Source organism: Paenibacillus sp. PCH8, assembly GCF_002968835.1.
Lineage (GTDB): Bacteria > Bacillota > Bacilli > Paenibacillales > Paenibacillaceae > Paenibacillus.
This window is the reverse complement of the sequence record NZ_PKQK01000001.1, coordinates 1604424-1626849: the sequence shown is the minus strand read 5'-3', so window position 1 is coordinate 1626849 and position 22426 is coordinate 1604424. Positions and strand designations below refer to the sequence as shown.

Here is a 22426-nt window from a genome sequence, read left to right as displayed (position 1 = left end):
CCCGTTCAACGCAGCTACCGTTTCGCAATCCCATATCGCTCGGATAACGACTCTCCCAGGATGTTGAACGTCATGACCACCAGCAGAATCAGCACACCCGGATAGATCATCAATTCGGGATGACTCCGAATATAACCTGTTCCTTCGTGAATCATTGCGCCCCACTCTGCGTTAGGCGGTTGGATACCGAGCCCCAAGAAGGACAATGCGGATATATCCATAATCGCCCAGCCCATCTCCAATGTACCCATGACCACAATAGGACGCTGCACATTGGGGATGATATGCTTGCGAATAATCGTCCACGAAGAAGATCCGCTAATTCTTGCCGCTGCAATGAAGTTCCGTTCCTTGAGACTCACCACCATATTGCGACAGATACGTGCATAATACACCCACTGCACCATCATGAGTGCCAGAAGTACCTGCATCAGCCCTGGGCCAAATATGCCCACAATACCAAGCACCAGCACCAGATTCGGAAACGCCATGATGCCTTCACAGAAGCGCATCAGCAGACTATCTACCCAGCCACCCAGATAACCGGAGATCGAACCTACAATGACACCAATGAGCAAGGACGACAGGAATATAAGGGTAGCAAAACCAAGCGACACTCGCGCTCCATAGATCAGTCTGGAGAGATTGTCCCGTCCCAGATGATCCGTACCGAGCCAGTGTTCAAGCGAAGGACTCGCCAGCTTTTGCAGCAGATTCACCTTAACGGGATCATGAGGAGCAATCCACGGAGCCAGTAATGCAATTACGAAGAAAAACAACACGACCACCGAGCAGATCTGGATGGCTCTCTGTCCTTTAAATACCGCACGCCATTTGTTTATCAATGCTCTGCCCGTCCTTTCGCCGAAATCCGTGGGTCCATAGCCAACTGCAACAGATCAACGAGCAAATTACATACGATGAACAGGCATGCCGCCAGAAAGACATAACATTGTATAACCGGAATATCCCGGTTAAAGATCGCATCAACAAAGTAACGTCCGAAACCTGGCCATGAAAACACTTGCTCTACAATAATGGTTCCTGTCAGCAACTTGCCCATACTCATGCCCATTCCCGTAATAAGCGGGGATATCGCAATCTTCAGTACATGTTTGAACATAATCACCCGTTCACGTATCCCGCGCGTTCTCGCGTACTGTACGTACGTCTCCTGTAGTTGCTCCAGTACGCTAGAACGCAGCATACGGGTGTACAAAGCGATTAGTATCATAGATAGTGTCACCGTAGGCAACACCAGATTCTCCCATGATCCGCGTCCTTCCACAGGCAGCCAGTCCAGCTTCACTGAGAAAAAGAAGATAAGCAGATAACCAAGCCAGAATTGCGGAATGGATGCTCCAAAATAGGAAATGGCCCGGCTGACCATATCAATCCAGCTATTTTTGTACACCGCGGCCAGTATTCCCAGGGGAATGCTCACCAGTGCAGAAAATAACAGGCTCCACAAGGCCAATTCAGCCGTCGCCGGAAGTTTGGATTTCACCTCATCTATGACAGGTTTGTTCGTGAGATACGATGTGCCAAAATCCAATTGGGAAATCTTCTTCAGCGTATGAATATATTGGGTGAACAGCGGTTGATCCAGGCCAAACTCATGTCGCTTCTGCGCAAGCAGCTCCGGTGTTGGATAGATATGAGCGGCAGTCAGATAAGCCTCGGCCGGATCAACCGGTGAAATATGAATCAGTGCAAATGTAACAAGTGTAGCGATAAAAACGATAGGAATGATCGCGATCATTCGTTTACCGATATAGCTGATCACCAAACTTCCTCCCTTTTATCAAGCTACATAGACATTTTTTTCCTGCCTGCATGTAATGGTCTGTTCATTATGGAGTGCTTAACTCCAGTCCTGCAAACGGATGTTCATCACGATTCGCCGGGAAGACAAATTTGGCAATTTTCTTCTGATATACCGCGGTCTTCTTAACATAAGAGATGGGGACAATCGCCGATTGTTCCTGAAGTGTTGTCAGGATGGAGCCATACAACTCCTGACGTTTCGTCTCATCTGTTGATGACAGTGCGGCATGTACCTGCTCGTCCAGTTCCTTTTTCATCGGCAAGGCACTGAGTGTCTCTGAGATACCAAATCCAGGGCTCGCGACAACGTTAATGAAGGAATGTGGATCATACGGTGCACCGTAGTTGTACCAGAAGTACAGGTCGAAATCGTTGGCTTTCAGACGTTTGATCTGCACGGTTAATTCAAGTCCGGTAAGGTTCACTTTGACCCCCAGCTCGCTCCATTCAGCCTGGATGGTCTCAGCCATGGCTTTCTGTATCGGATCGGTCTTGTCAAAAATCATTTCGAATTCCAGCTGTTGGCCGTCTTTCTCACGAACACTACCATTCGCAGACATCTTCCAACCCGCTTCATCCAATAAAGCTTTGGATTGCTCCACGTTATATTCAATCGGTTTCAGGTCAACATTGGTGTATGGGTAGTTTTTGGATAGTGCCGTATCTGCCGGCTCTTCCAGACCCAGAGTAATGCCTTCCACCATCGCTTTTTTGTTAAATCCTTGCTGGAGCGCCATCCGCACTCTGAGATCAGACAGCTTCGGATTGGAGGAGTTCAACAGCAGATCCCGCGTACCTACCGGATCAGACAGTTGACTCACATATTTATCGTTGTCCCGAAGTTGTTGGAACGCATCCAGACTGATCATACCTTCTCCAAAGATCAGGTCGAGATCCCCTTTTTCAAAAGCAAGCACACGGGTTTCTGCATCAGGGATGATTTTGACCGTAATCTGATCCAGCTTTGGTGCTGCTCCCCAGTAATTCGGGTTACGCTTGAAGACGGCATACTCGTCCTGCTTGTATTCAGCCAGCATCCATGGGCCAGTACCTACCGGCTCCTTAATGCCTTTGGATGTATCCTCGTCATCCGGGAATCCAGCTTCACCCAGGAAGCGGAAAGGACGAACAACAGACAAGTCCTGAAGAACAGGATAATACGGCTCGGTTAGTGTCATACGGAACGTATGGTCGTCGACAACCTCCGTCTTGTCGAGCACACCTATAATGCCCAGCCAGCTATGTGTAGCTTTATTTTTCATCACAGCATCAAAATTCTTTTTCACAATCTCCGCATTAAATGGCGTACCATCGGAGAATTTCACACCTTGGCGAAGCTTGAATGTATATACTTTGCCGTCATCGGAGATTGTCCATGATTCGGCCAAAGCAGGCTCCAGTTTGCCGTCCTTCTGGTAACTGATCAGCGGCTCATAGAGCATCGATTGGGCAAACAATTGGGAAGGATTGTACGTATGCGGATTCATTGTACCGATATCACGTGGCCATGACATGGTAATCTCCTTCGCAGAAGAAGCCTGATCTGAACCAGCAGATGAAGAATCCGATCCACTTTCTGTATTACTGCAGCCCACGATTACCAATAACAACAATATCGTTGTTGCCAGCATGAGGGCGGAAAATCTGCGATGTTGTTGCAACATAGACATAGACCCCTTTTCTCTATTTCATGATAATGATTCTCATATTCATCCATTAAGAATAGGCAGATGCTCTCTTTTTGTCAACAAAATTCGACACTGTATGGGTGTTTATCACCTAACATATGAAGTACAAATCTATTATTCATTCCTTTCCTAAGTTCTCACCCAATATGAGCGGGGATTTCTAGTCAAGGATCTTCAGTGAAATATGATGCATTTTTTTCTTTTTTCTTCAAAAAAAGTTTTAATAATACATTATAATACAAAATAAGTGATTATACGACATTATAAGCTATTTAATTTCCTTATATTTCCTTGTATGATTATAAATGAGTTTGATTAGCTGGCCAGCTTTCAATTTAATTAATATAGAAATAGAGGAAAATTTCATGAGAATAACTAAAAAAGTAATTAAAGCTCTAGCAATAACAGCAATATTGGGTTCCATTGCGTCCTCTGCTTATGCAGCTAATCCTTTTGGTGTTGGAGGAGGATGGGTAGAAGGTGAAGGTTATTTCACCAACGCCAGTCCAGATAGAGGAATTACAGCACGGACAGTAAAATTATATCCTGATTCCCATGAAGGGTATTCTGAATATAGTACAACAGATAGTAAATTAAAGCGTGCTGTTGCAAAAACAGTTTGGCCAGGTATGAAACATTACTCTAGAGCTCAGTTGGAGTGGCTATGGGTTAGAGAAGATAGTGGGAGACAGTGGGATGTCGGTAGAACAGAAGCGAAAACAAATTATGGTAGTTTTGACCTGATTTCTAAAACGTATTGGGGAACCGAAGAATAGCTTGTATTGAGAGTTGCTTTAGTATTTAATACTTAAACAATAAAGCGGCAAGATTTCTTAAAAAAAAGACTTGCCGCTATTTATGAAAGGTAATGGAATGATGAGTAATCTTTTAAAGAAAATAAATAGAGGTGGGATTTTTCATATTTGTTTGCTTTACTTCTTTCTGAGTATCATGATTGTTTCCATAAGTTATTATGAAGTTAAAAAGAGTGAAATGGATATATTAGGAAGAAGTCTCTATGATGAAAATAGTATCTTTTTTATACCTGATGAATCTATGTTATGGGATTGGCGCGATATAAACATTGGACAGCAGTTTACGTTGTTTAAGGAACTTCAAACAGGCTCAAGAAACATTCGAGCCATATACTTTGATAATCAGACGTATGTACCGCAGATGGTAGAAGGCAGATTTTTTCGAAAAGAGGACTTTTACGATAAAGAGAAGCTTGCAGTGGTCGGAAAAGAAATTCAGAGATCAGAGCTAAAATATAAAAACGGGAAGTTATATTATATTTATAATAACGATGAGTTTGAAGTTATCGGAACAATGGGCGCCTCTCATCTAACTGAAATAGATAAAACAATACTACTGTCTATGAACGGATTAAGTAGCGATGAAAATAGAGAAACAGGTATTTTTGTATTGAGTGCCTCGGATTTAAGTTCTGTTACCAAAACTAAGTTACTGGATGCGGACGGGGTTAAAGTGCCTATTCACTTGTTTGAACGAGGAGAATACGGAGCACAAAGCTATGCAAATTCAGATATTTATAACGTTATTTTGAAAATTATAGTATTTGTACTAGTTTCGTTTTCTAGCGTTATTTTTACAGTGAGTTGGATCAAGAAGCAGCGGTCCGAGATTCGTGTACTTTGGATTCTAGGGTATCAACCAAGGTACCCACTATTCAGATATGTGATTAAATATTTTATGATTACGTCATTTACTTATTTTTTAGTAGCCGGCGGTAGTTTTGCTATCCTAAATATTAATCAGGAGTTCTACAATGAATATTTTATTCATATCTGCTTTGGTTTTCTAGTTATAGTCCTCACCTCTTTTTTTTCCTTGAGAATAACTATGAAAAGCTTGAGCAAGAACCTGATAATGTAGAATCATTTTTATCTTAAGAAAGGATTTTTTTATGTACGAACGAATATACACGGAAGTGTTTGAAAGTATCCGTAAAAATAAAATGGTTACGATTCTAATCATAGTTGAGATCCTCTTCCTGTTTTTTTTAGCTATGGTTGTATTCCTGGGTTTGAATAGCCTTGACAAAAAATCAAATCAAATCAATCTTCTTGAAGATATGAAAAGCTATAAGCTTTCTGATACCTTGCTTGATGCCGATCAATTATCAAGTTTAATGAAACAAGTACATTTTCTTGAAACAATTAAAATTTTCTATGGTTATTTGGAAAAAGATTTAAATGAAAAGTATATTTATGTATTCACTCAGCCCATCGCGTTACTTGACCTAACTTCGTCAGAAAAAGAAAAATTCACCAGAGATTATGAAATGGGCTTTGTAAGTGAGCCTTATGATATCAACGGAGAGGGCCCATATAAATCGATCAAAGCAGTACAATTAAATAAGCAGGCGGTAGATATGTTTTCGGTTAGTGCAGTCGATGGTGAGAGTTTCGCAGAAAATGATTATATTGGAAATGCAGATGATCGGATGCCCGTACTATTAGGTCATGAGTATAAAAATTTCTATAATCCTGGGGATACAATAAAAGGACAATATTTATTTAAGAAATTTGACTTGGTTGTAAAAGGCTTTCTTAAGCCCAATTCCCTGATCTTTAGCTCTAATGAACCTGAGTTATATTTGGATCGTTATATTGTAATGCCCGCACAACAATTTGTATCTGCCCCACAAAGCAAGGAGGATTTCAGTTTTCAACAAAAGCATTATCTCCAACTAATTAACGGCTCAGTATTTAGTGCTTCTGGAGATTTTATTGTAAATAAGAAACTAGAGGAAGCTAAAGAACGGACGGGTTTTGGTGATACTAGATTTTTAGGAGCTAGCGCGATACCTTTTGGTTTTGTTCTATCAGCCCTGAAGGAAAATAAATTTCTCCTCAGCGTAATAGGAATTACGATAATGTTAATCGTTGTGTTGACAATGTGGATTTTTTTCAAAAATAAATTTGAAGACAACCTCAAAGCGTGGTCAATTCATTTGATATCAGGAGCTGTGCCTAATCAAATATTTCTCTATTATGTAGTTGAGATTGGAATTGTAGTGTTATCACCCGCAATCATCAGTTTGATACTGTATGAAATGTTTATAGGCCATAATGTGGTTGCCTATCTATTCATTTTGCTGACTCTTTCAGCCATAATCATACTGTCCGTACTTATTCCCTTATATATACGCATCCAAAATGAACATATGGGTTCTTTGCTAAAAAGAATGGAGTGATCTTATTGATTGAGATTAACGACTTGCATAAATGCTATGGAACTGGAGCCAAAAAGAATGAAGTATTGAGAGGTCTAAGTCTCACTTTAGAAGAGGGCTCAATGACAGCCATTATGGGAAGAAGTGGCTCAGGTAAATCTACGTTACTAAATATAATGGCTGGGTTGGAGAAGGCTGATTCTGGGATATACAAGTATTTGGATCAAGATGTACTATCCAAAACATCAGCTGAGTTCGCTATCTTCCGCAGGAAAGTAATAGGTTTTATTGTACAAAACTATGCGTTAATTGAAGCTAAAAATGTATTTGAAAACGTGGCTTTACCTTTAAGATACAGTAAAGCACCAAAATCAGTTATAAACAAAAAAGTTAAAGAGACACTGTCATCTTTAGAAATAGAGCATTTATCCGAGGAAACTGTGAATAATCTCTCAGGCGGAGAAATGCAGCGAGTCGCTATTGCGAGAGCACTAGTGCAAGATCCGTCTATTATTTTGGCTGATGAACCGACAGGTTCTCTTGACGAGAAGACAGAGCAATCCATATTAAACATTTTTAAAGAGCTGCACCGAAGAGGCAAGACCATTGTCATTGTCACACATGATCATCAGGTAGCTGATGTCTGTGACAGAATTATCTATATTAAAGAGGGAACCGTTATGTAGGTTGTTTATTAGTCATACTGTCACCATATAAATAGATTACGTCTGGATTGGGTCTCCAGACGTTTTTTTATTTTTCCTAAGCGTCAGTAAGATATCGGCATCGAAATCATCCGGACTCGTGATGCTTCGGTGGTATTCTTTTAACTGTTTCAATAGCATGCTGCCCATCGTCCCCATTCCTGTCTGCACATACCGAAACCAAAGAAACGTATATGAGACTAACTCTGAAATTCATCTTCATATACGTCTCCTTGCTTGTTTACTCTTCTCTACACCTTAACTCCATTTATATACTACAACTTGCCTTCCTCGTGATCTCCGGCGATGACTTCATCTGTCTCCATAACATAGTTTACGATCTCTTCGATAGTTGTGTACGCCACGCCAACATACGTGTCGGCAGCGCCGTAATAGATGGCAATACGTCCAGTCTCGGCATCATGCAGCGTAGCACACGGGAAGATGACATTATCAACGAATCCTTGCTCCTCGTACCATTTCTCCGGGGTCAGCACGAAGTTGGAGGAACGATATTTCACTTTGGACGGCTCATCCAGATCGAGAATGACCGCACCCATGCTGTATACAAATCCGTTGCACGTTCCGGTTACACCATGGTAGAACATCAGCCAGCCTTCGGATGTCTCAATCGGGGCGGGTCCGCCGCCAATTTTGACCGATTGCCACCAGCCCTGACCGCCTTTGCTCATGACATGACGATGTTTGCCCCAGTACACGAGATCCGGGCTTTCACTCAGGAAGATGTCCCCGAACGGTGTATGTCCACTGTCGCTTGGTCTGGACAGCATCACATAGTTATCGTTGATTTTGCGCGGGAACAATACGCCATTACGGTTGAATGGCAGCATTGGATTTTCGAGGCGGATAAACGTCTTAAAGTCATACGTCTTGGCCAGCCCGAGTGCAGCACCGTAGAAATCTGTACACCAGATGATGTAATACGTATCTTCGACTTTGACCAAACGTGGATCGTACGCATAGTTAGGCATGAACGGATCGCCATTTTCATCCACAAAAGCAATGCGTTCCTCTTCAATGATCCATGACAATCCGTCTTCACTGGAACCCATATGCAGATGCGGGCGACCATTAATCGTCTCGGCGCGGAATACCCCGATGAACTTCCCTTCATACGGAACCACCGCACTATTGAAAATGCGGGCAACACCCTTCACCGGGTTACGCGTAACGACTGGATTCGCCGAGTGTCTCCATACCGGTGCATCCAATCCCTCCGGTTTGTCCTCCCAAGGCATGTTTGGCAAAGCATCCCCAACAATGTGTACGTTTTTCGTTTTAGCAACTGTCATTTTTCATTTCTCCCTTCGGTTTTTATTTAACGGAGCCTTGCGCGAAGCCATTGTAGATGTACTTCTGTAGCAGCAGGAAGATAATCATGGTTGGAATAATGGCGATCATGATGCCAGCGCTGATCACTTCCCACTGTGATCCGAACGGTCCCTTGAATTTGAACAAGGCGGTCGATATGACCTGCAGATCGGTCTTGGGCATGTACAGGAACGGCGTGTAAAAGTCGTTGTAGATGTTGACCCCTTTCACAATAATGACCGTTACAATAGCCGGTTTCAGCAGTGGCAAGATAATTTTCCAATAGATCGTGAAGTACGAAGCGCCGTCCAGCATTGCGGATTCATCCAGTGCGTTCGAGATCGAGCCCAGGAATTGCAGAAAGATATATACCGCGATGATATCTGTACCCAGATACATGACAATGGCAGCCCAGCGAGTATTAAACAGGTCGAGAGCGTTAATGATCTGGAACGTGGCGACCTGTGTCGTAACACTTGGAATCAGGGTAGCGAGCAGGAATGCGGCGACCATGATTTTCTTACCTTTGAATTTGAACCGATCCAGCACATACGCAATCATGGAACCGGTTAGGGTCGCCCCTATAATGGAGATAACCAGGATAATAATTGTATTTTTGAAACCGACCAGCATGTTGCCATCCACAAAGGCCTTGGTATAGTTGGCAAAATTCAGCCAGTTGGCTGGTGGGGCAAGCGGGCTGCTGATGGCGTATTCCGCATTCGTTTTGAGGGATGCAAACAGGATGACCACGATGGGTAACAGCGCGATAAACGCCGCAATGATCAGGGAAGTATATTTAACCAGGCTCGCAAGGGTGTATTTGAATTGATTCACGTTTATTCCTCCCCTTTCATGGTGACGCGCTGCACGAGCGTAACGAGAATAACGATCATGAGCAGCACCACAGCCATGGCGGATGCCAATCCCAGCTTGCCATATTTAAACGCCAAATGAACCGTCTGGATTACAAATGTCATACTGCCGTTGGAACCATCGGTCATGATATATGGAATATCGAACGCACTAATTGCGCCGCTAATGGCCAAGATCAGGTTGAGCTGCAGGATACGCGTAATACTCGGCAGGATGATGTGGCGGAATTGCTGCCAGCGAGTGGCGCCATCAATATCGGATGCTTCATACACATCCTTAGGAATGGAAGAGATTGCACCCAGGAAAATGATAAAGTTGAAGCCCATGTATCTCCACACCGACGCACCTGCGAGTGACACGTTAATAATGTTCGGATTACCGAGCCAGAGCTGCGTGTATTGTCCCAGCCCAACAGCATGCATGAGCATATCGAGTGTGCCATCCGGTTTGAAGAAAAAGAGGAAGATAAACCCGATGGCTACCCCATTCAGTAAATAAGGGAAGAACAATATGCCTTTGAAGAAGTTTTTGCCTCGAACTTTGAAACTCAGAATCGTGGCAAAGTAGAGTGCCAACCCCATCTGTAAGAACGTGGCTACGAAGTAGTACAAGCTGACAATAAATACTTTGAAATATTCGGGATCACTGAATATGCGTGTATAGTTCTCAAAGCCAACATAATCAAATCTTTTGCTGTATCCGTTCCAATCGGTGAAACTGTATTTGAACATGTTAATGACAGGTAAGTATGCAAACGTGAACAGCAATGCCAACGGAATTATTGAGAAGGCAAAGATGATAAATATCCGTTGCGCTGAGTAGCCCCAATTTGAAACCTTTAAGTACTTCATGCTCTCCACACCTCCAAGCGGTTGAACCGCTTTATATCGAAAGACTCACGTCCAAACCAAGTCCAGCTGGATCATCAACCACCAAAGGTGGCATTTCACATCCGCTACCCTGCATCCAGATGCAAAATGCCTTATGGAAAGGGAACCCCTTCCCCCTCAGGCAATGTACATTGCCACGCTATGTGTCAACGGTGGTCAGATATACGTATTGCTTTTAGAGAACGATGTCTCCGCTGCAATCTGCTTATTCCGTGAGTTCTGCTCGTGCTTTGACCCACTTATCGTTCAGATCTTTCATGATGTCGTCGTACGATTCCTTGCGGTTACCGATACCTGCTTCGATGATGCGTTTCTTAAAGTCAGGCTGCCAGAGACCAATTTCACCTTCGTTATCGATCTTGTCGACCAGACCTTCCTGACCTTCTTTGGCAGGTGTAAGCGTGGAGAATTTCACATCTTTATATTGATCCAGAATCGGTGGCAATTCAGCGTTTTTGTCTGCATCCATACCGCCGCCCTGTTCAACCGCGTAGTTCGATTTCGCCAGGAACCAGTCAATCCAGGCTTTGGCAGCAGGTTTGTTCTCACTGTTCACGTTCATGCCGATGTTATAGTCCGCGGAGAGCGGAACCACAACTTCACTTGCATGGGTTGGGAAAGGTAAGAATCCAATATCGTCAGGGGTATCCGTCAACCCTTGGATCTGTGTGATGGCCCAAGAACCAAGTGCCATCGTGGCAATTTTGCCTTTGGCAAGATCAGCCTTGGAGCTTTCCCAGTCGGTTGTCGTTGGATCTTTCTCGATCAGACCGTTCTTGGCTGAATCGTAGAGCACTTTGTATAGCTCATAGTGCGGCTCTCCAGCCACAAAGTTCTCATCCGTGTTCGGTTGGTCCACGTTCACGTAATCCACGCTGCCTGCAACTGTTGGCAGGTCTGCTTCCCATTGGGTGAGAGCCCAGCCGGATGCATAGTTGGTGTAGAGCGGGACCGCATCTGTATTATCTTTGACCAATTGAAGCGCAGCCTGGAATTGCTCTGGTGTTTTTGGCAGTTCCGTAACGCCTGCGTCTTTGAAGACCTTTTTGTTATAAATGATTCCAGAGAACGTGATGACCGTAGGAATACCATATACCTGACCATCCACCATACGTTCTTCAATCGCGGTGTATTGGTCTTTCAATTCATCGTACGTGCCCAGCGGCTCAAAAAAGTCCGGGATATCCGCGATTGGAACGCTGGTTGGAATCATCAGTACGTCACCATAATCCTTGGTGCTCATACGGATCTTCACTTGCCCTTCATAGTCGGCCAAGGCCTGGAAGTTCACTTTGACGTCTGGATATTCTTTATTGAACTCTGCAGCGTAATCTTTGAATACGGTATCCACAATATCTGTACGTTGCGTTAGAACGGTTATTTCACCCTTGATGTCTGCCGGATCAGTACTAATCTCCTCCCCCGCCTGTGAAGTTCCACCTCCTGATGAACATGCAGCAAGCAGTGAAGTGATGAGCAGCATCGTCAGTACCAGCATCCAACCTTTGTTTTTCCTCAATTGTTTCGACCCCTTTCTTTAGTTTGTTAAGTTATCGTTAAGGTTACAAGATGAATTCTATTATGGTAACGCTTACCTGTCAATTGATTTATTTATACCTTACCTCAAACGTTTTGTGATATGAATCGTTGACAACGCCTTTGCACGACACTAATATTATTGAATAAAGTTACCGATAACTTAATTAATCATGATACATGTTATGTTGAAGGAGCGCTCACTCATGACTCAAACGACTCAGATCAAGGCTGAAATTAAGGAACATTGGGAAAAGCACATTCTCCCCTTCTGGTCCAACCTCAAAGATACAACCCACGGTGGATTCTACGGTTGGGTCGGCAATGATCTTCAGGTTAATCAACAGGCACCCAAAGGCGGTATTGCCACGGCACGGCAACTCTGGTCTTTTGCAGCAGCGTATCGGGTTACCGGAAACGAAAGATGGCGCGATCACGCTCAACATGCCTATCGTTTTCTCGCAGATCATGTGATGGATACCAAATATGGCGGCATGTACTGGATGGTAGATACTACAGGGGAAGCGTTAGATACGAGCAAACATGTGTATGCGCAATCATTCGGTGTGTACTCACTCAGTGAGTATTATCGTGCAACTGGGGATGCTTCTGCATTGGAACTTGCGAAAACGCTTTTTGCTCTAATTGAGGACAAAGGTCTGGATGCCGAACTGCCTGCATACAAGGAGCAGTTTGATCGCTTATGGAATGAACAGCCCAATGAAATGCTGAGCGAAAATGGGGTTATTGCGGATTACACGATGAATACGCATATCCATGTGTTAGAGGCCTACACCACGCTCTATAGCGTGTGGCCGGATCAACAAGTGAAGGCGGCGCTGGAACGACTGCTGAGGATTCTATATGAACGGGTGTATGACAAGGATACGAAGTTTCTCGGGGTGTTTTTCAACAAACAGTGGGAATCCATCATCGATCTGCGCTCGTTCGGACATGACATTGAAGCAAGCTGGCTGATCGACGAAGCGTTGAACGTACTGGGATTGAAACAACATCCGGCGTATGCCGCGATGGTCACGGATATTGCCTATAACATCTCCAATGTGGCTGTGCTCGCAGATGGCTCGCTGATGAATGAACAAGAGGGAAATCATGTGGACGAGAATCGGATCTGGTGGGTTCAGGCCGAAGCCATGGTTGGTTTCTATAACGCATATGAGCGCACCGGTGATCCATTATTTCTGGAGAGAGTGAAACGTCTGTGGAACTATACGAAAGAAAACATCATTGATCAGCGCGCTGGTGGGGAATGGTACTGGTCGGTTGACGGGAACGGTATACCGGATCAGAGCGAAATTGCCGGACCGTGGAAATGCCCATATCACAATAGCCGTTTTTGCATTGAACTAATCGAGAGGATGGGATCAGAATGATACACCGGAAATACAAGGAGTTACTGGAGAAACAGGAACAACTGCTTACTCGTCCCAATGAGATCAATTCTTCCTTCTACAATGGCGTATATGATCGGTACCACTACCCGGTAATCACTCGCCATCATGTACCGCTGCATTGGAGATTCGATCTGGATGAGAAGACCAACCCGCATTTTATGGAACGCCTGGGCATTAATGCGACATTGAATCCTGGAGCCATCTATTTCAATGGCAAATACATCATGGTTATTCGTACCGAAGGATTGGATCGTAAATCGATCTTTGCGCTCGCCGAGAGCGACAATGGGGTTGACGGGTTCCGTTTCACAGGAAAACCATTAGTCTGGGAAGATATCGATGCGGATGAAACCAATCAGTATGACATGCGTCTTGTTCAACATGAAGATGGCTGGATCTATGGTATCTATTGCTCAGAACGCAAAGACCCGGAGGCTCCCGCTTTTGACACGTCCAGCGCAGTTGCACAGGCAGGACTGGTTCGTACAAGAGATCTTACAAGCTGGGAACGGTTGCCCAACATCACAACGAACTCACCACAGCAACGTAATGTCGTATTGCACCCGGAATTCGTGGATGGAAAGTATGCCTTCTACACACGTCCACAGGACGGATTCATCTCGACCGGCAGCGGCGGCGGAATCGCCTTTGGTCTGTGTGAGAATATCTTGAACCCGGTCATTCATGAAGAGACGATCATCGACGAACGGCAATATCATACGGTCTACGAGGTCAAAAACGGCCAGGGCCCTGCTCCGCTCAAGACGGATCGCGGCTGGATTCACATTGCTCACGGGGTACGGAACACCGCAGCAGGCCTGCGTTATGTGTTATACACCTTCGCCACCGATCTGAATAATCCGGCGCGTATCATCGCCAAGCCGGGTGGTCACTTCATTGCTCCTTATGACGACGAGCGGGTAGGCGATGTGTCCAATGTTATTTTCTGCAACGGTGCTGTGGTCAATGAGAAGGAAGAAGTCTTTATCTATTACGCATCCAGTGATACCCGCTGTCATGTGGCAACAACCACGCTGGAGAAACTGGTCGATTATACGTTCAATACACCAGCTGATCCGTATCGTTCCCTGGACTGCGCCAGTCAGCGCGGTGAGCTGATTGAACGAAACGAGAAGCTTCTCCAGAAGCAAATGGTCTAATCTGCGAAGATAACCTTCAGCGGAAAGATGAAATATGCTAGAAAATAGCGCAGCATCAGCTAGAATTTCTTTATTCCACTTGGGTAACGATGTATACTAATATGGATTGTTATTATGTGTGAATAAGCAAGCGTTAATCATAATGACAGCACATTGTACCTATACCGGCTTGAAGGAGGCGACCATAAGCTGAAGAACAATATCACCATGCGGGATATCGCCGACAAGCTCGGGGTCAGCAGTGTGACCGTCTCGAAAGCATTGAATGATAAAGATGGCGTCAGTGGCGAATTAAAAGAAAAAATAAAAGTGCTTGCCGCCCAGATGGGTTATCGGTATAATGCCGCTGCCCGTTCGATGAAGGAAGGCTTAACCCATAATATTGGCGTTATTATCCCGGAACGTTTCACCGGGCCTACGCAGTCGTTCTATGTACGTGTGTTCCAGCGTATTACCAAACATCTGGAGGACCAGGGGTATTACGGGATTCTGCACATTCTGAATGTGGAGGACGAAGAGGAATTAACCCTGCCCAAGATATACAGCGACAACAAGGTGGATGGTTTCATCGTGCTCGGTCAGATTAGTAAAGATTATATTGAACTGGTGCGATCGATGGACGTTCCCAAAATGTTTCTCGACTTCTACGATGAACATTCCGATATCGATTCCGTTGTTACCGATAACTTCTATGCTGCATACGAGATGACCAATTACTTAATTCAGCAAGGACATCGAAACATTGCTTATGTAGGTAACCTCTATTCCACGAGCAGCATCCAGGACCGATTCCTCGGTTATTACAAATCCTTGCTGGAACATCGGTTACCGATGAATCCAGATCTGGTTCTGAATGACCGTGATGAACGGGGTACATTTATTGAAATGGATCTGCCGGAGCAATTGCCGACGGCCTTTGTATGTAACTGTGATCAGGTCGCTCATCTGCTGGTTCAGAAGCTGACTTCCATGAATATTCAGGTTCCAGGTCAATGCTCCGTAGTTGGTTTCGATAACGATATCTATGCCACACTCTCCGATCCCAAGCTGACGACCGTTGAAGTGGATGTGGAGCAGATGGCACGTATGGCAGTTCAATTCATGCTCAAGAAGGTTGGCAACCCGAACCGCAGTTTCGGCCGTGTACATGTGAAGGGTAATATTATCTATCGTGATTCGGTGAGTGTTTCGCCCACTCTTACAGAAGACAACGTGACTCAATAAGAGTTGCGGGGTGAGTGTGACTGCATCTAAGTGCAGGTGCAGGTATAGGTTTCAGAACAGACCCTCATCCCGTCAGATGTATAAGAATCATTGTGGTAATACCTTCGATAAAACGAATCTGCAAAAAGAGTGCTCCCGGCCATCAAGGCTGCTGGAGCACTCTTTACTATAACAGAGAGTCGAAATCATATCCTGAGCCGTAACGGAAGGTTATCCCGTAAATGTAATCTTTGGTCCAGAACCGAATTATACTTTTACCATTTAATAGCTCGTCTTCAACCAATTATCCTTGGACCAGGTCAATTTACCTGAACCCGCGCCATTGGAAGCGGTGAGACGTGCATTCAGTGTGGATGGATCATCCACCTGATAGCTGTAAGGAAGTGTCGAGAAGCCGTTCCAGGAGAAGAGTTTCACCACGGCCGGGATTGGCGCCAGCGGGCTGCCAGACGTATCACTGCTTCCACGGAATGAGCTGCCATCCAAAGAATACATGGTATCGGTCACTCTGATTTTGCCAGTATAGGTTGGATCTGCCGGATCGGTCTGATTGTTGCGAACAGGGTACAGAACGTCCTTAATGACTGATTTCTCAACCAATACCGCCCCACTTTCCGTAGAGATTGCCCCGTTACCAATAATATCGAACTTATATCCTTTGGACGCAATTGCTGTCGCCATCGCCGTCGTTATTTTAGCTTTAGCGGCACGCGCCCCTGTTGCATCCATCACGATGTTGTATGCATGTGCGTTGCCTCCACGCAGGCGTGGCATCCGGTCCTGGATATCCTTGTACAGGTTATGGTGCAGCGTCATGGACAGATTGGCGTTAGCCGCTTCCAGACTGGTCGAACCAACCAGATGCCCTTTTTTCTGCGGTCCCGAGATGGCGATGATGTCCGCTTTGCTCAGACCTACAGCACTGCTGCGCAGGTAGTTGTACATGGGATAAGAAGCTTTGTTCGCTTCCAATTCATTGATCTGCTGGGTAACCCAGCTGTTCGAGCTGCCGTCATCCCCTTTGAAGAGGGACCAGGAGATGGTCACGCCGCTGGTTCCCTTTTTCGAATCCACGAGTCCGTCATAGGCTTTATTGAATGTGCAGTGATCAATCCAAACGTTACTGCTCTCCTCCAAGGTGATATAATCCCAATCGTTCTTGTCATAGTCACCTTTGGTTGACTCATCCCACTCCCATAACTCATCGAATTCAAGGTTGCGGATGATGACATTCGAGCTTCGCTTGATGCTGATCGCTGCGTGTTGGATTGTGGAACCGTTGGCAGAGAAGATCGTGAGTCCATTGAAACCATCAATCGTAATCTTGCTAACCCCTGTCTGTTTCAAGACGGGATGCGTCAGCGCATCATTATGCTTGGCAAAAGGAGAAGTCTGCGCTGCGCTCGGAATTTCATTCCATCCCAGATTCAGATCGTTCATGATCTCAACGACTTTGACACCCGAGTTCTTTTTCAGAGCCAACGCCAGATCGGTCGCATTGTACACCTTCTTGTACGTGGCTGTGTTCGATTCGCTAATAATCCCGCCGCCTGTGTTACCTTGGGAGAAGCCCGTGAGATTGTAGTCCGCGTTACCCGCTGCCTGTACACTTGCCGGTCCGGACAATAATGTTAGCCCCAAGGTTAGAGCCAAGGCTGTGCTGCATAAGCTTCGAAATTTAATTTTCATCGATTCCATTCCTTCCGAAATATAATGATTACATTCGCCCATCGCTGTCATGCCATGTTACAAAGGACATGTCCTCAATATAAATGTCGAAAGCGATTACAACAATAATCCCTATCTCACATGTAAGGGGGAAAGAATGGTGTGGCAAGAATTTGTACTGTAAGCAACCTTGAATCGTACGAAGTTAACTTGGAGTGTGGCATGGGCGGGGTTGATTCACAGAGGCAAAACAATGTTGGATAGGAGACACGTATGAAATACCAAAAAGCAGGACTGCATCTGCTGCAGACCTGCTCGATTCTACTTTTTAATGGAACGTGTCCAGAAGCCGCCATGGAACTGTTTGGGTTCCACGGTAATGACAAATGCCTTCGGGTCCAGATCCAGAATGGTCTGATACAGTAACTTCTGGTTTTTGCGTTTCGCCAGAATCTCCATGACCAAACGATCTCCATCACGTCCACTACCCACCCAAGCGGTAACGCCGTAACCCTTATCTCGCAGGGCATTCGCTACGTTGCTACCTAGCTGATTACATATCACTTTAACTGTAATATAGCCAAGCGCAATTTTTTCTTCGATCCAGGCACCCAGTAATACACCAAGCCCATAACCCACAGCGTAGACGATTAATGCGGAAGGTTGGGTGAGATATTTGAGCACCAGATTCAGCCCGAGCACATAGATCACAATCTCACCTGTGCTGATCAACGCGGCGATATATTTCTGTCCTTTGAGCGTTAGAATCATCCGGAGTGTGTACGCCGATACGTATACAATCTGGATCAAAAAGATAAATACCAATATTTTAAACAATCGTAATCCCTCTTTCCTGGCCTTCACAACGGAATCAGCCCTGTGCTGCATATACTCGACGATTTCGTTTCATTTATGCTTCCTGTACGTTCACTCTATCTCCATCATTGGACGTTATACCCTTATTCTAAACGGTAGGATGTAAATTGGGAGACATCTTCTGCTCTCTGGCATGCCAGAACTGCCATTATAGAACCGTTTGTACCGATTATCAACCCATCGGAGGCCCCAGGGGCGAAAATCGCTATCCGTGAATATGCTGTATCATCGATGAATCCAAGCAACCTCACACAGGAGCACAGATGCGGAGCACGGGATGGATGAGTGAAATCAACAGGGGGGAACGTTATGCAGCTATGGCAGGAGATGGAGCGGGAAGGCATGGAAGAACTCATATTTTGCCATGATCCTCATAGTGGATTGAAGGCCATCATTGCCATTCATAGTACAGCTCTTGGACCTGCACTGGGTGGTTGTCGCTGCTGGACATACGCTTCCGAGCAGGATGCTGTTCGGGACGCCATGAAGCTCGCCAAAGGTATGACGTACAAAAATGCCATTTCCGGTCTGCCTTATGGCGGCGGAAAAGCCGTTGTATGGGATGTGCCCTTTGCACAGCATGCTAAACGGGATGACGACCATCCTAGCTCACAGAACGGTGAGCATATCACCAAGGGTCAGTGCGGTCAGAGTGGTGTGAGTGCGGAATTGGATGCAGGAGTGAGAGCGGAAACTAGGGCTAAGGCTGAGACGGGGATGGGAGTAAATGTAGGCGAGGATGCAGATTTAAGGACGAGAGCGGAAGCAGAAGCACGAGCGGAATTAGACGCAAGGGCCGGAGCAGAAACCGGGGCTAAGGCTGAGACAAGGATGGGAGTAAATGTAGGCGAGGATGCAGATTTAAGGACGAGAACGGGAACAGATGTAAGCAAAGGGCAGACTGAGCCGGGCGGTCTTGCTGGTGTTGTAACCGCTCGGGCACAGCGCTTCCGGGCGCTGGGGCGTTGTCTGGAGCGACTGAACGGTCGCTTCGTGACAGGTTTGGATCTGGGTACCACGGCGTCAGACATGGACCAGATCCGGGTGGAGACGACATATGTGACGGATACCACGGGTTCGCTTGGCGCCCAGGACGATTTTACGGCCGAGATGACTGCCTATGGTGTATACATCGGCATCGTGACCTCGCTGCGTCACCAGGGCGTAGCCGATCTGCAGGGCATTCCCGTTGCCGTCCAGGGACTGGGCAAGGTCGGGCATGCCCTGTGCCGTCGCCTGCATGCAGCCGGGGCACGGCTCATTGTGGCAGACGTTGTACCGGAGCGTGTACAACGTGCCCTTGTGCAGTTCAGCGGCGCCATTCCGGCCGATCCGGCCCATATTCACGCCGCTGACTGCAAGGTGTTCGCCCCCTGTGCCCTGGGGGGCGTACTGACCCCGGCAACGGTGGAGGAGCTGCGCTGCTCTATCGTTGCCGGGGCGGCCAACAACCAGCTGAGTGAACGACAGCTGGTTGTTGGCCGCATGCAGGCGCGCGGCATTCTGTACGCGCCTGACTATGTGCTCAACGCAGGCGGCATCATCAGCACCGCCTACGAGCTGAAAGGCGCGGGGCCTGCCCTGATCCGCCAAAAGGTAGCGGGGATTGCAGGCACGCTGGGCAAAGTGTACGCAGAAGCGGTACATTCTGCGATCTCCACAGCCGATGCTGCAGATCAGCTGGCGGAATCCATCCTGCAATCAGCCCATAAGAATAAGAAATAAGATGCCCCACCGTGTCCAAAGATGCAAAAAACGAATCCATTCCAAAAAAAATTACACTTCAAGCTGATGATGTACCTAACGGCGTTCTCACGCAGCTGAACCTGATATATACTCTCCTGAACACTTTGTTACACGCATTTATTATTCGCTTCACTGGACATACCTTCTGCATCCGAACACCTTGTCGCCTAAATATATCGCACCGCCAAGTCACTCTTCACCCAAGCTACTGATTCTACGTTCTAATGTACGCGGCACTCATTATGGACTTCACTAGATTCCAACGTACCTGGAAAGAGAGTCTTCATCTGCTTTACTGTGTTCTAACGGATCTGATACACGTTATTCGCCCCTTTTAGCGCCAGCCTGATATCTAACGAATCACAGAGGCGCTATTATGCCTAGAATGATTATTTTTCAAGCTAAAAACCTATTTTGCGAAGCCATAGCGTTACTGAGATTCGTTAGAATTTATTATTCTGATCATTCAACCGAATAGGTTGTCTCAGGTTCGTTAGCGCTTAGGACAAGGATTTCTCTGCTGAAGCATCCATGTCAAAAAGAGCTGACCTCGACATTAGCGTCGAGGTTAACTCTCTTTTCCTCTTTTACACTCTCTTAATCTCCTACTCTCTTCTTAAACTGCCACCGACCTTTTCTCCAGTGGCTTCTTTACCCGATATAATAGCGTCCACAGCAACACATTCGCTATAATCAGAATTGCACCGTAGATCCAGATCCCCCCGGACATAGAACGGATAAAGACATGAATACCCCACAGCAAGGCGAGCACCGGGAAAGCGGCAAATATATACCAACCATCACTTTGCTGCGCTACACCGAAGGATTGAGAGAACGGCGGCTTACGCAGCAACAACTTGCCTGCCAGTGGTACAAGCGCCGTAGCAGTCAGCAGAATTATTCCAATGTCCGGCAGAATCCGCAATCCAAATGTCCAGGTGAACACGATCGCGTTCAACAGAAATACAGGTATGAACATGTTACATAAGAATGCCTTCAGGGCACCTTTATATAATGCATTTTCATTGGCCATGGGTGCAGCGCGAAACGTCCAGAACGCCTTATACTGTCCGGAATACTTCAGCATGACTACAACCGATACCACCAGAATCAGCATGATGTAAAAGGTATACACGAATGAACTCTGCCTGAATTCGGCCCAGGTGGACGATTGTAACTCGGTGAACCAGAAGACATATGGTAAGACAAATGATAAACCAAGCGATGGATATACCTTCAGCTTGAATTCTCGTTCACTGCGCATCATGCTGGCTGACAGACGGAAGCAAGCTTGCTCTTCTCTGGAACGACTGACCAACTTGGAAATCAGGCGATCCCATCTTCCGCGTCTGCGTCCAGAGGACTGACCCGAGTGCGCCATTTTTTCCAAATACAATTCAAAGGAAGGCATAAGCTTCACATATACGATCAGACTCACAACTGGAACGAGGACTGCCAGTGCTGTGAACGTATAGATCCACACATCCCCGCCTCCGGCGAATAACCACTCATATACAGCCGCATACCATAATGGAGGCAATAGCAGCTGCCACCAGGCTGGGGTGAATACCATATTAAAATCAATAATATTAAACGAACGGATCAAGAACTGATAACCAACTGCGATTCCAACCGATAGCAGAATCTGCACCATATTGATCATATCCTTCAGCTTCTCGCCATCCAGAAACTTCATCATGAATAGATAGATCAGAGACGTTGTCACCAGAATTAGCATATTGATTAGAATCAATTCCACGAGGAAGATCAGGAAGAATCCGATTCCGTGCGTAATTAACCCGGCGATTAGCGGTACGCCTGTTAATGAACCCGTCAGCAGTAGCAGATAGACGCCTGCATGTATGGCTCGGGCCATTCCCACCGTACGCCCATTTACCGGCTTCGTCATAATAATATTGCGATCCCGAATGTCCAGCAGCACGGAGGAAAAGTCCGAGATCATGGATGTCATGATCATGAACATTAATATGCCGAACATAAGACCCATTTGGAGCATGAAATGCCCTGTATCCCAGACGACAAAGGGTACCATCATCAGTCCCATTAATCCATACAACCACAGGGAACGAAGAAACTGATTCCCTTCCTTGGGCTCCTTTTTCGCGGAGTTTGTTGACAGAATCGTAGGCACTCTACGCTGATCCATCTGGAATTTCACTCTCAAAATCAGGCGCAGTACATCATAATCAGCCCCTGTTCTGGCAATGATCGGCCGAAAGCGATCCAGGATCTTCAGCATGCGGAAGTCGGAGGGTTCCTCCATA

At 45.9% G+C, this 22426-nt stretch carries 18 protein-coding genes; 8 read left to right on the top strand and 10 right to left on the bottom strand.

Annotated features, from left to right (window positions below; translation table 11 throughout):
- Positions 1-14 precede the first annotated feature (14 nt).
- The 3 genes from nikC to nikA form a co-directional block, all read right to left on the bottom strand.
- On the bottom strand, positions 15-845 hold the full coding sequence (gene nikC, locus C0Q44_RS07140; protein ID WP_105406649.1) for a nickel ABC transporter permease subunit NikC: 831 nt from the start codon (positions 843-845) through the stop codon (positions 15-17).
- The gene (gene nikB / locus C0Q44_RS07135; RefSeq protein ID WP_105406648.1) at positions 842-1786 is read right to left on the bottom strand and encodes a nickel ABC transporter permease subunit NikB; all 945 of its coding nucleotides are present in this window, start codon (positions 1784-1786) and stop codon (positions 842-844) included. Before nikB ends, nikC begins: the two co-directional genes overlap by 4 nt.
- Before the next feature lie 67 nt (positions 1787-1853).
- On the bottom strand, positions 1854-3491 hold the full coding sequence (gene nikA, locus C0Q44_RS07130) for a nickel ABC transporter substrate-binding protein (protein ID WP_105406647.1): 1638 nt from the start codon (positions 3489-3491) through the stop codon (positions 1854-1856).
- 389 nt (positions 3492-3880) lie between these two features.
- Here nikA and C0Q44_RS07125 point away from each other — a divergent pair, with 389 nt between their 5' ends.
- The 4 genes from C0Q44_RS07125 to C0Q44_RS07110 all read left to right on the top strand — a co-directional run bounded on the left by C0Q44_RS07125 (position 3881) and on the right by C0Q44_RS07110 (position 7400).
- Positions 3881-4291 (top strand): hypothetical protein, encoded by a 411-nt coding sequence (locus C0Q44_RS07125; RefSeq protein WP_105406646.1) that lies wholly within the window; start codon positions 3881-3883, stop codon positions 4289-4291.
- Between the two features lie 82 nt (positions 4292-4373).
- Positions 4374-5411, top strand: coding sequence for an ABC transporter permease (locus tag C0Q44_RS07120; protein WP_181150887.1), 1038 nt, complete (start codon positions 4374-4376; stop codon positions 5409-5411).
- A 55-nt stretch (positions 5412-5466) separates the two neighbouring features.
- Positions 5467-6735, top strand: a complete 1269-nt coding sequence (locus C0Q44_RS07115) for an ABC transporter (protein WP_181150886.1) — start codon at positions 5467-5469, stop codon at positions 6733-6735.
- A complete protein-coding gene (locus C0Q44_RS07110; RefSeq protein WP_308737393.1) occupies positions 6732-7400 on the top strand; it encodes an ABC transporter ATP-binding protein in 669 nt (222 codons plus the stop codon). The genes C0Q44_RS07115 and C0Q44_RS07110 overlap by 4 nt, the downstream gene beginning before the upstream one ends.
- Before the next feature lie 293 nt (positions 7401-7693).
- On the opposite strand, the gene C0Q44_RS07105 is transcribed toward C0Q44_RS07110, so the two are convergent.
- The 4 genes from C0Q44_RS07105 to C0Q44_RS07090 all read right to left on the bottom strand — a co-directional run bounded on the left by C0Q44_RS07105 (position 7694) and on the right by C0Q44_RS07090 (position 12035).
- Entirely contained in the window at positions 7694-8731 is a 1038-nt protein-coding gene (locus C0Q44_RS07105) for a glycoside hydrolase family 130 protein (protein ID WP_105406642.1), read from the bottom strand.
- Positions 8732-8753: 22 nt separating this feature from the next.
- Entirely contained in the window at positions 8754-9587 is an 834-nt protein-coding gene (locus C0Q44_RS07100) for a carbohydrate ABC transporter permease (protein WP_105406641.1), read from the bottom strand.
- A gap of 2 nt (positions 9588-9589) precedes the next feature.
- Entirely contained in the window at positions 9590-10477 is an 888-nt protein-coding gene (locus C0Q44_RS07095) for a carbohydrate ABC transporter permease (protein WP_105406640.1), read from the bottom strand.
- A 244-nt stretch (positions 10478-10721) separates the two neighbouring features.
- Positions 10722-12035 (bottom strand): ABC transporter substrate-binding protein, encoded by a 1314-nt coding sequence (locus tag C0Q44_RS07090; RefSeq protein WP_105406639.1) that lies wholly within the window; start codon positions 12033-12035, stop codon positions 10722-10724.
- A gap of 223 nt (positions 12036-12258) precedes the next feature.
- Between C0Q44_RS07090 and C0Q44_RS07085 the strand changes: the two genes are divergently transcribed.
- From C0Q44_RS07085 to C0Q44_RS07075, 3 genes are all read left to right on the top strand, one after another.
- The gene (locus C0Q44_RS07085; protein ID WP_105406638.1) at positions 12259-13446 is read left to right on the top strand and encodes an AGE family epimerase/isomerase; all 1188 of its coding nucleotides are present in this window, start codon (positions 12259-12261) and stop codon (positions 13444-13446) included.
- The gene (locus C0Q44_RS07080; protein ID WP_105406637.1) at positions 13443-14627 is read left to right on the top strand and encodes a glycoside hydrolase family 130 protein; all 1185 of its coding nucleotides are present in this window, start codon (positions 13443-13445) and stop codon (positions 14625-14627) included. The genes C0Q44_RS07085 and C0Q44_RS07080 overlap by 4 nt, the downstream gene beginning before the upstream one ends.
- Positions 14628-14834: 207 nt before the next feature.
- The gene (locus tag C0Q44_RS07075) at positions 14835-15851 is read left to right on the top strand and encodes a LacI family DNA-binding transcriptional regulator (protein ID WP_105406636.1); all 1017 of its coding nucleotides are present in this window, start codon (positions 14835-14837) and stop codon (positions 15849-15851) included.
- A 261-nt stretch (positions 15852-16112) separates the two neighbouring features.
- Here the strand turns inward: C0Q44_RS07075 and C0Q44_RS07070 are convergent, their stop codons facing one another.
- On the bottom strand, positions 16113-17549 hold the full coding sequence (locus C0Q44_RS07070; RefSeq protein WP_483874450.1) for a pectate lyase family protein: 1437 nt from the start codon (positions 17547-17549) through the stop codon (positions 16113-16115).
- Positions 17550-17840: 291 nt separating this feature from the next.
- Positions 17841-18356, bottom strand: coding sequence for a DUF2179 domain-containing protein (locus C0Q44_RS07065; RefSeq protein WP_105406634.1), 516 nt, complete (start codon positions 18354-18356; stop codon positions 17841-17843).
- Positions 18357-18704: 348 nt separating this feature from the next.
- Here C0Q44_RS07065 and C0Q44_RS31420 point away from each other — a divergent pair, with 348 nt between their 5' ends.
- Positions 18705-20120 carry a Leu/Phe/Val dehydrogenase gene (locus C0Q44_RS31420; RefSeq protein WP_105406633.1) on the top strand — a complete coding sequence of 472 codons (1416 nt, stop codon included), beginning with the start codon at positions 18705-18707 and terminating at the stop codon, positions 20118-20120.
- A gap of 637 nt (positions 20121-20757) precedes the next feature.
- Here C0Q44_RS31420 and C0Q44_RS07055 read toward each other — a convergent pair.
- Positions 20758-22425 (bottom strand): hypothetical protein, encoded by a 1668-nt coding sequence (locus C0Q44_RS07055; RefSeq protein ID WP_105406632.1) that lies wholly within the window; start codon positions 22423-22425, stop codon positions 20758-20760.
- Between the last annotated feature and the right edge of the window lies 1 nt (position 22426).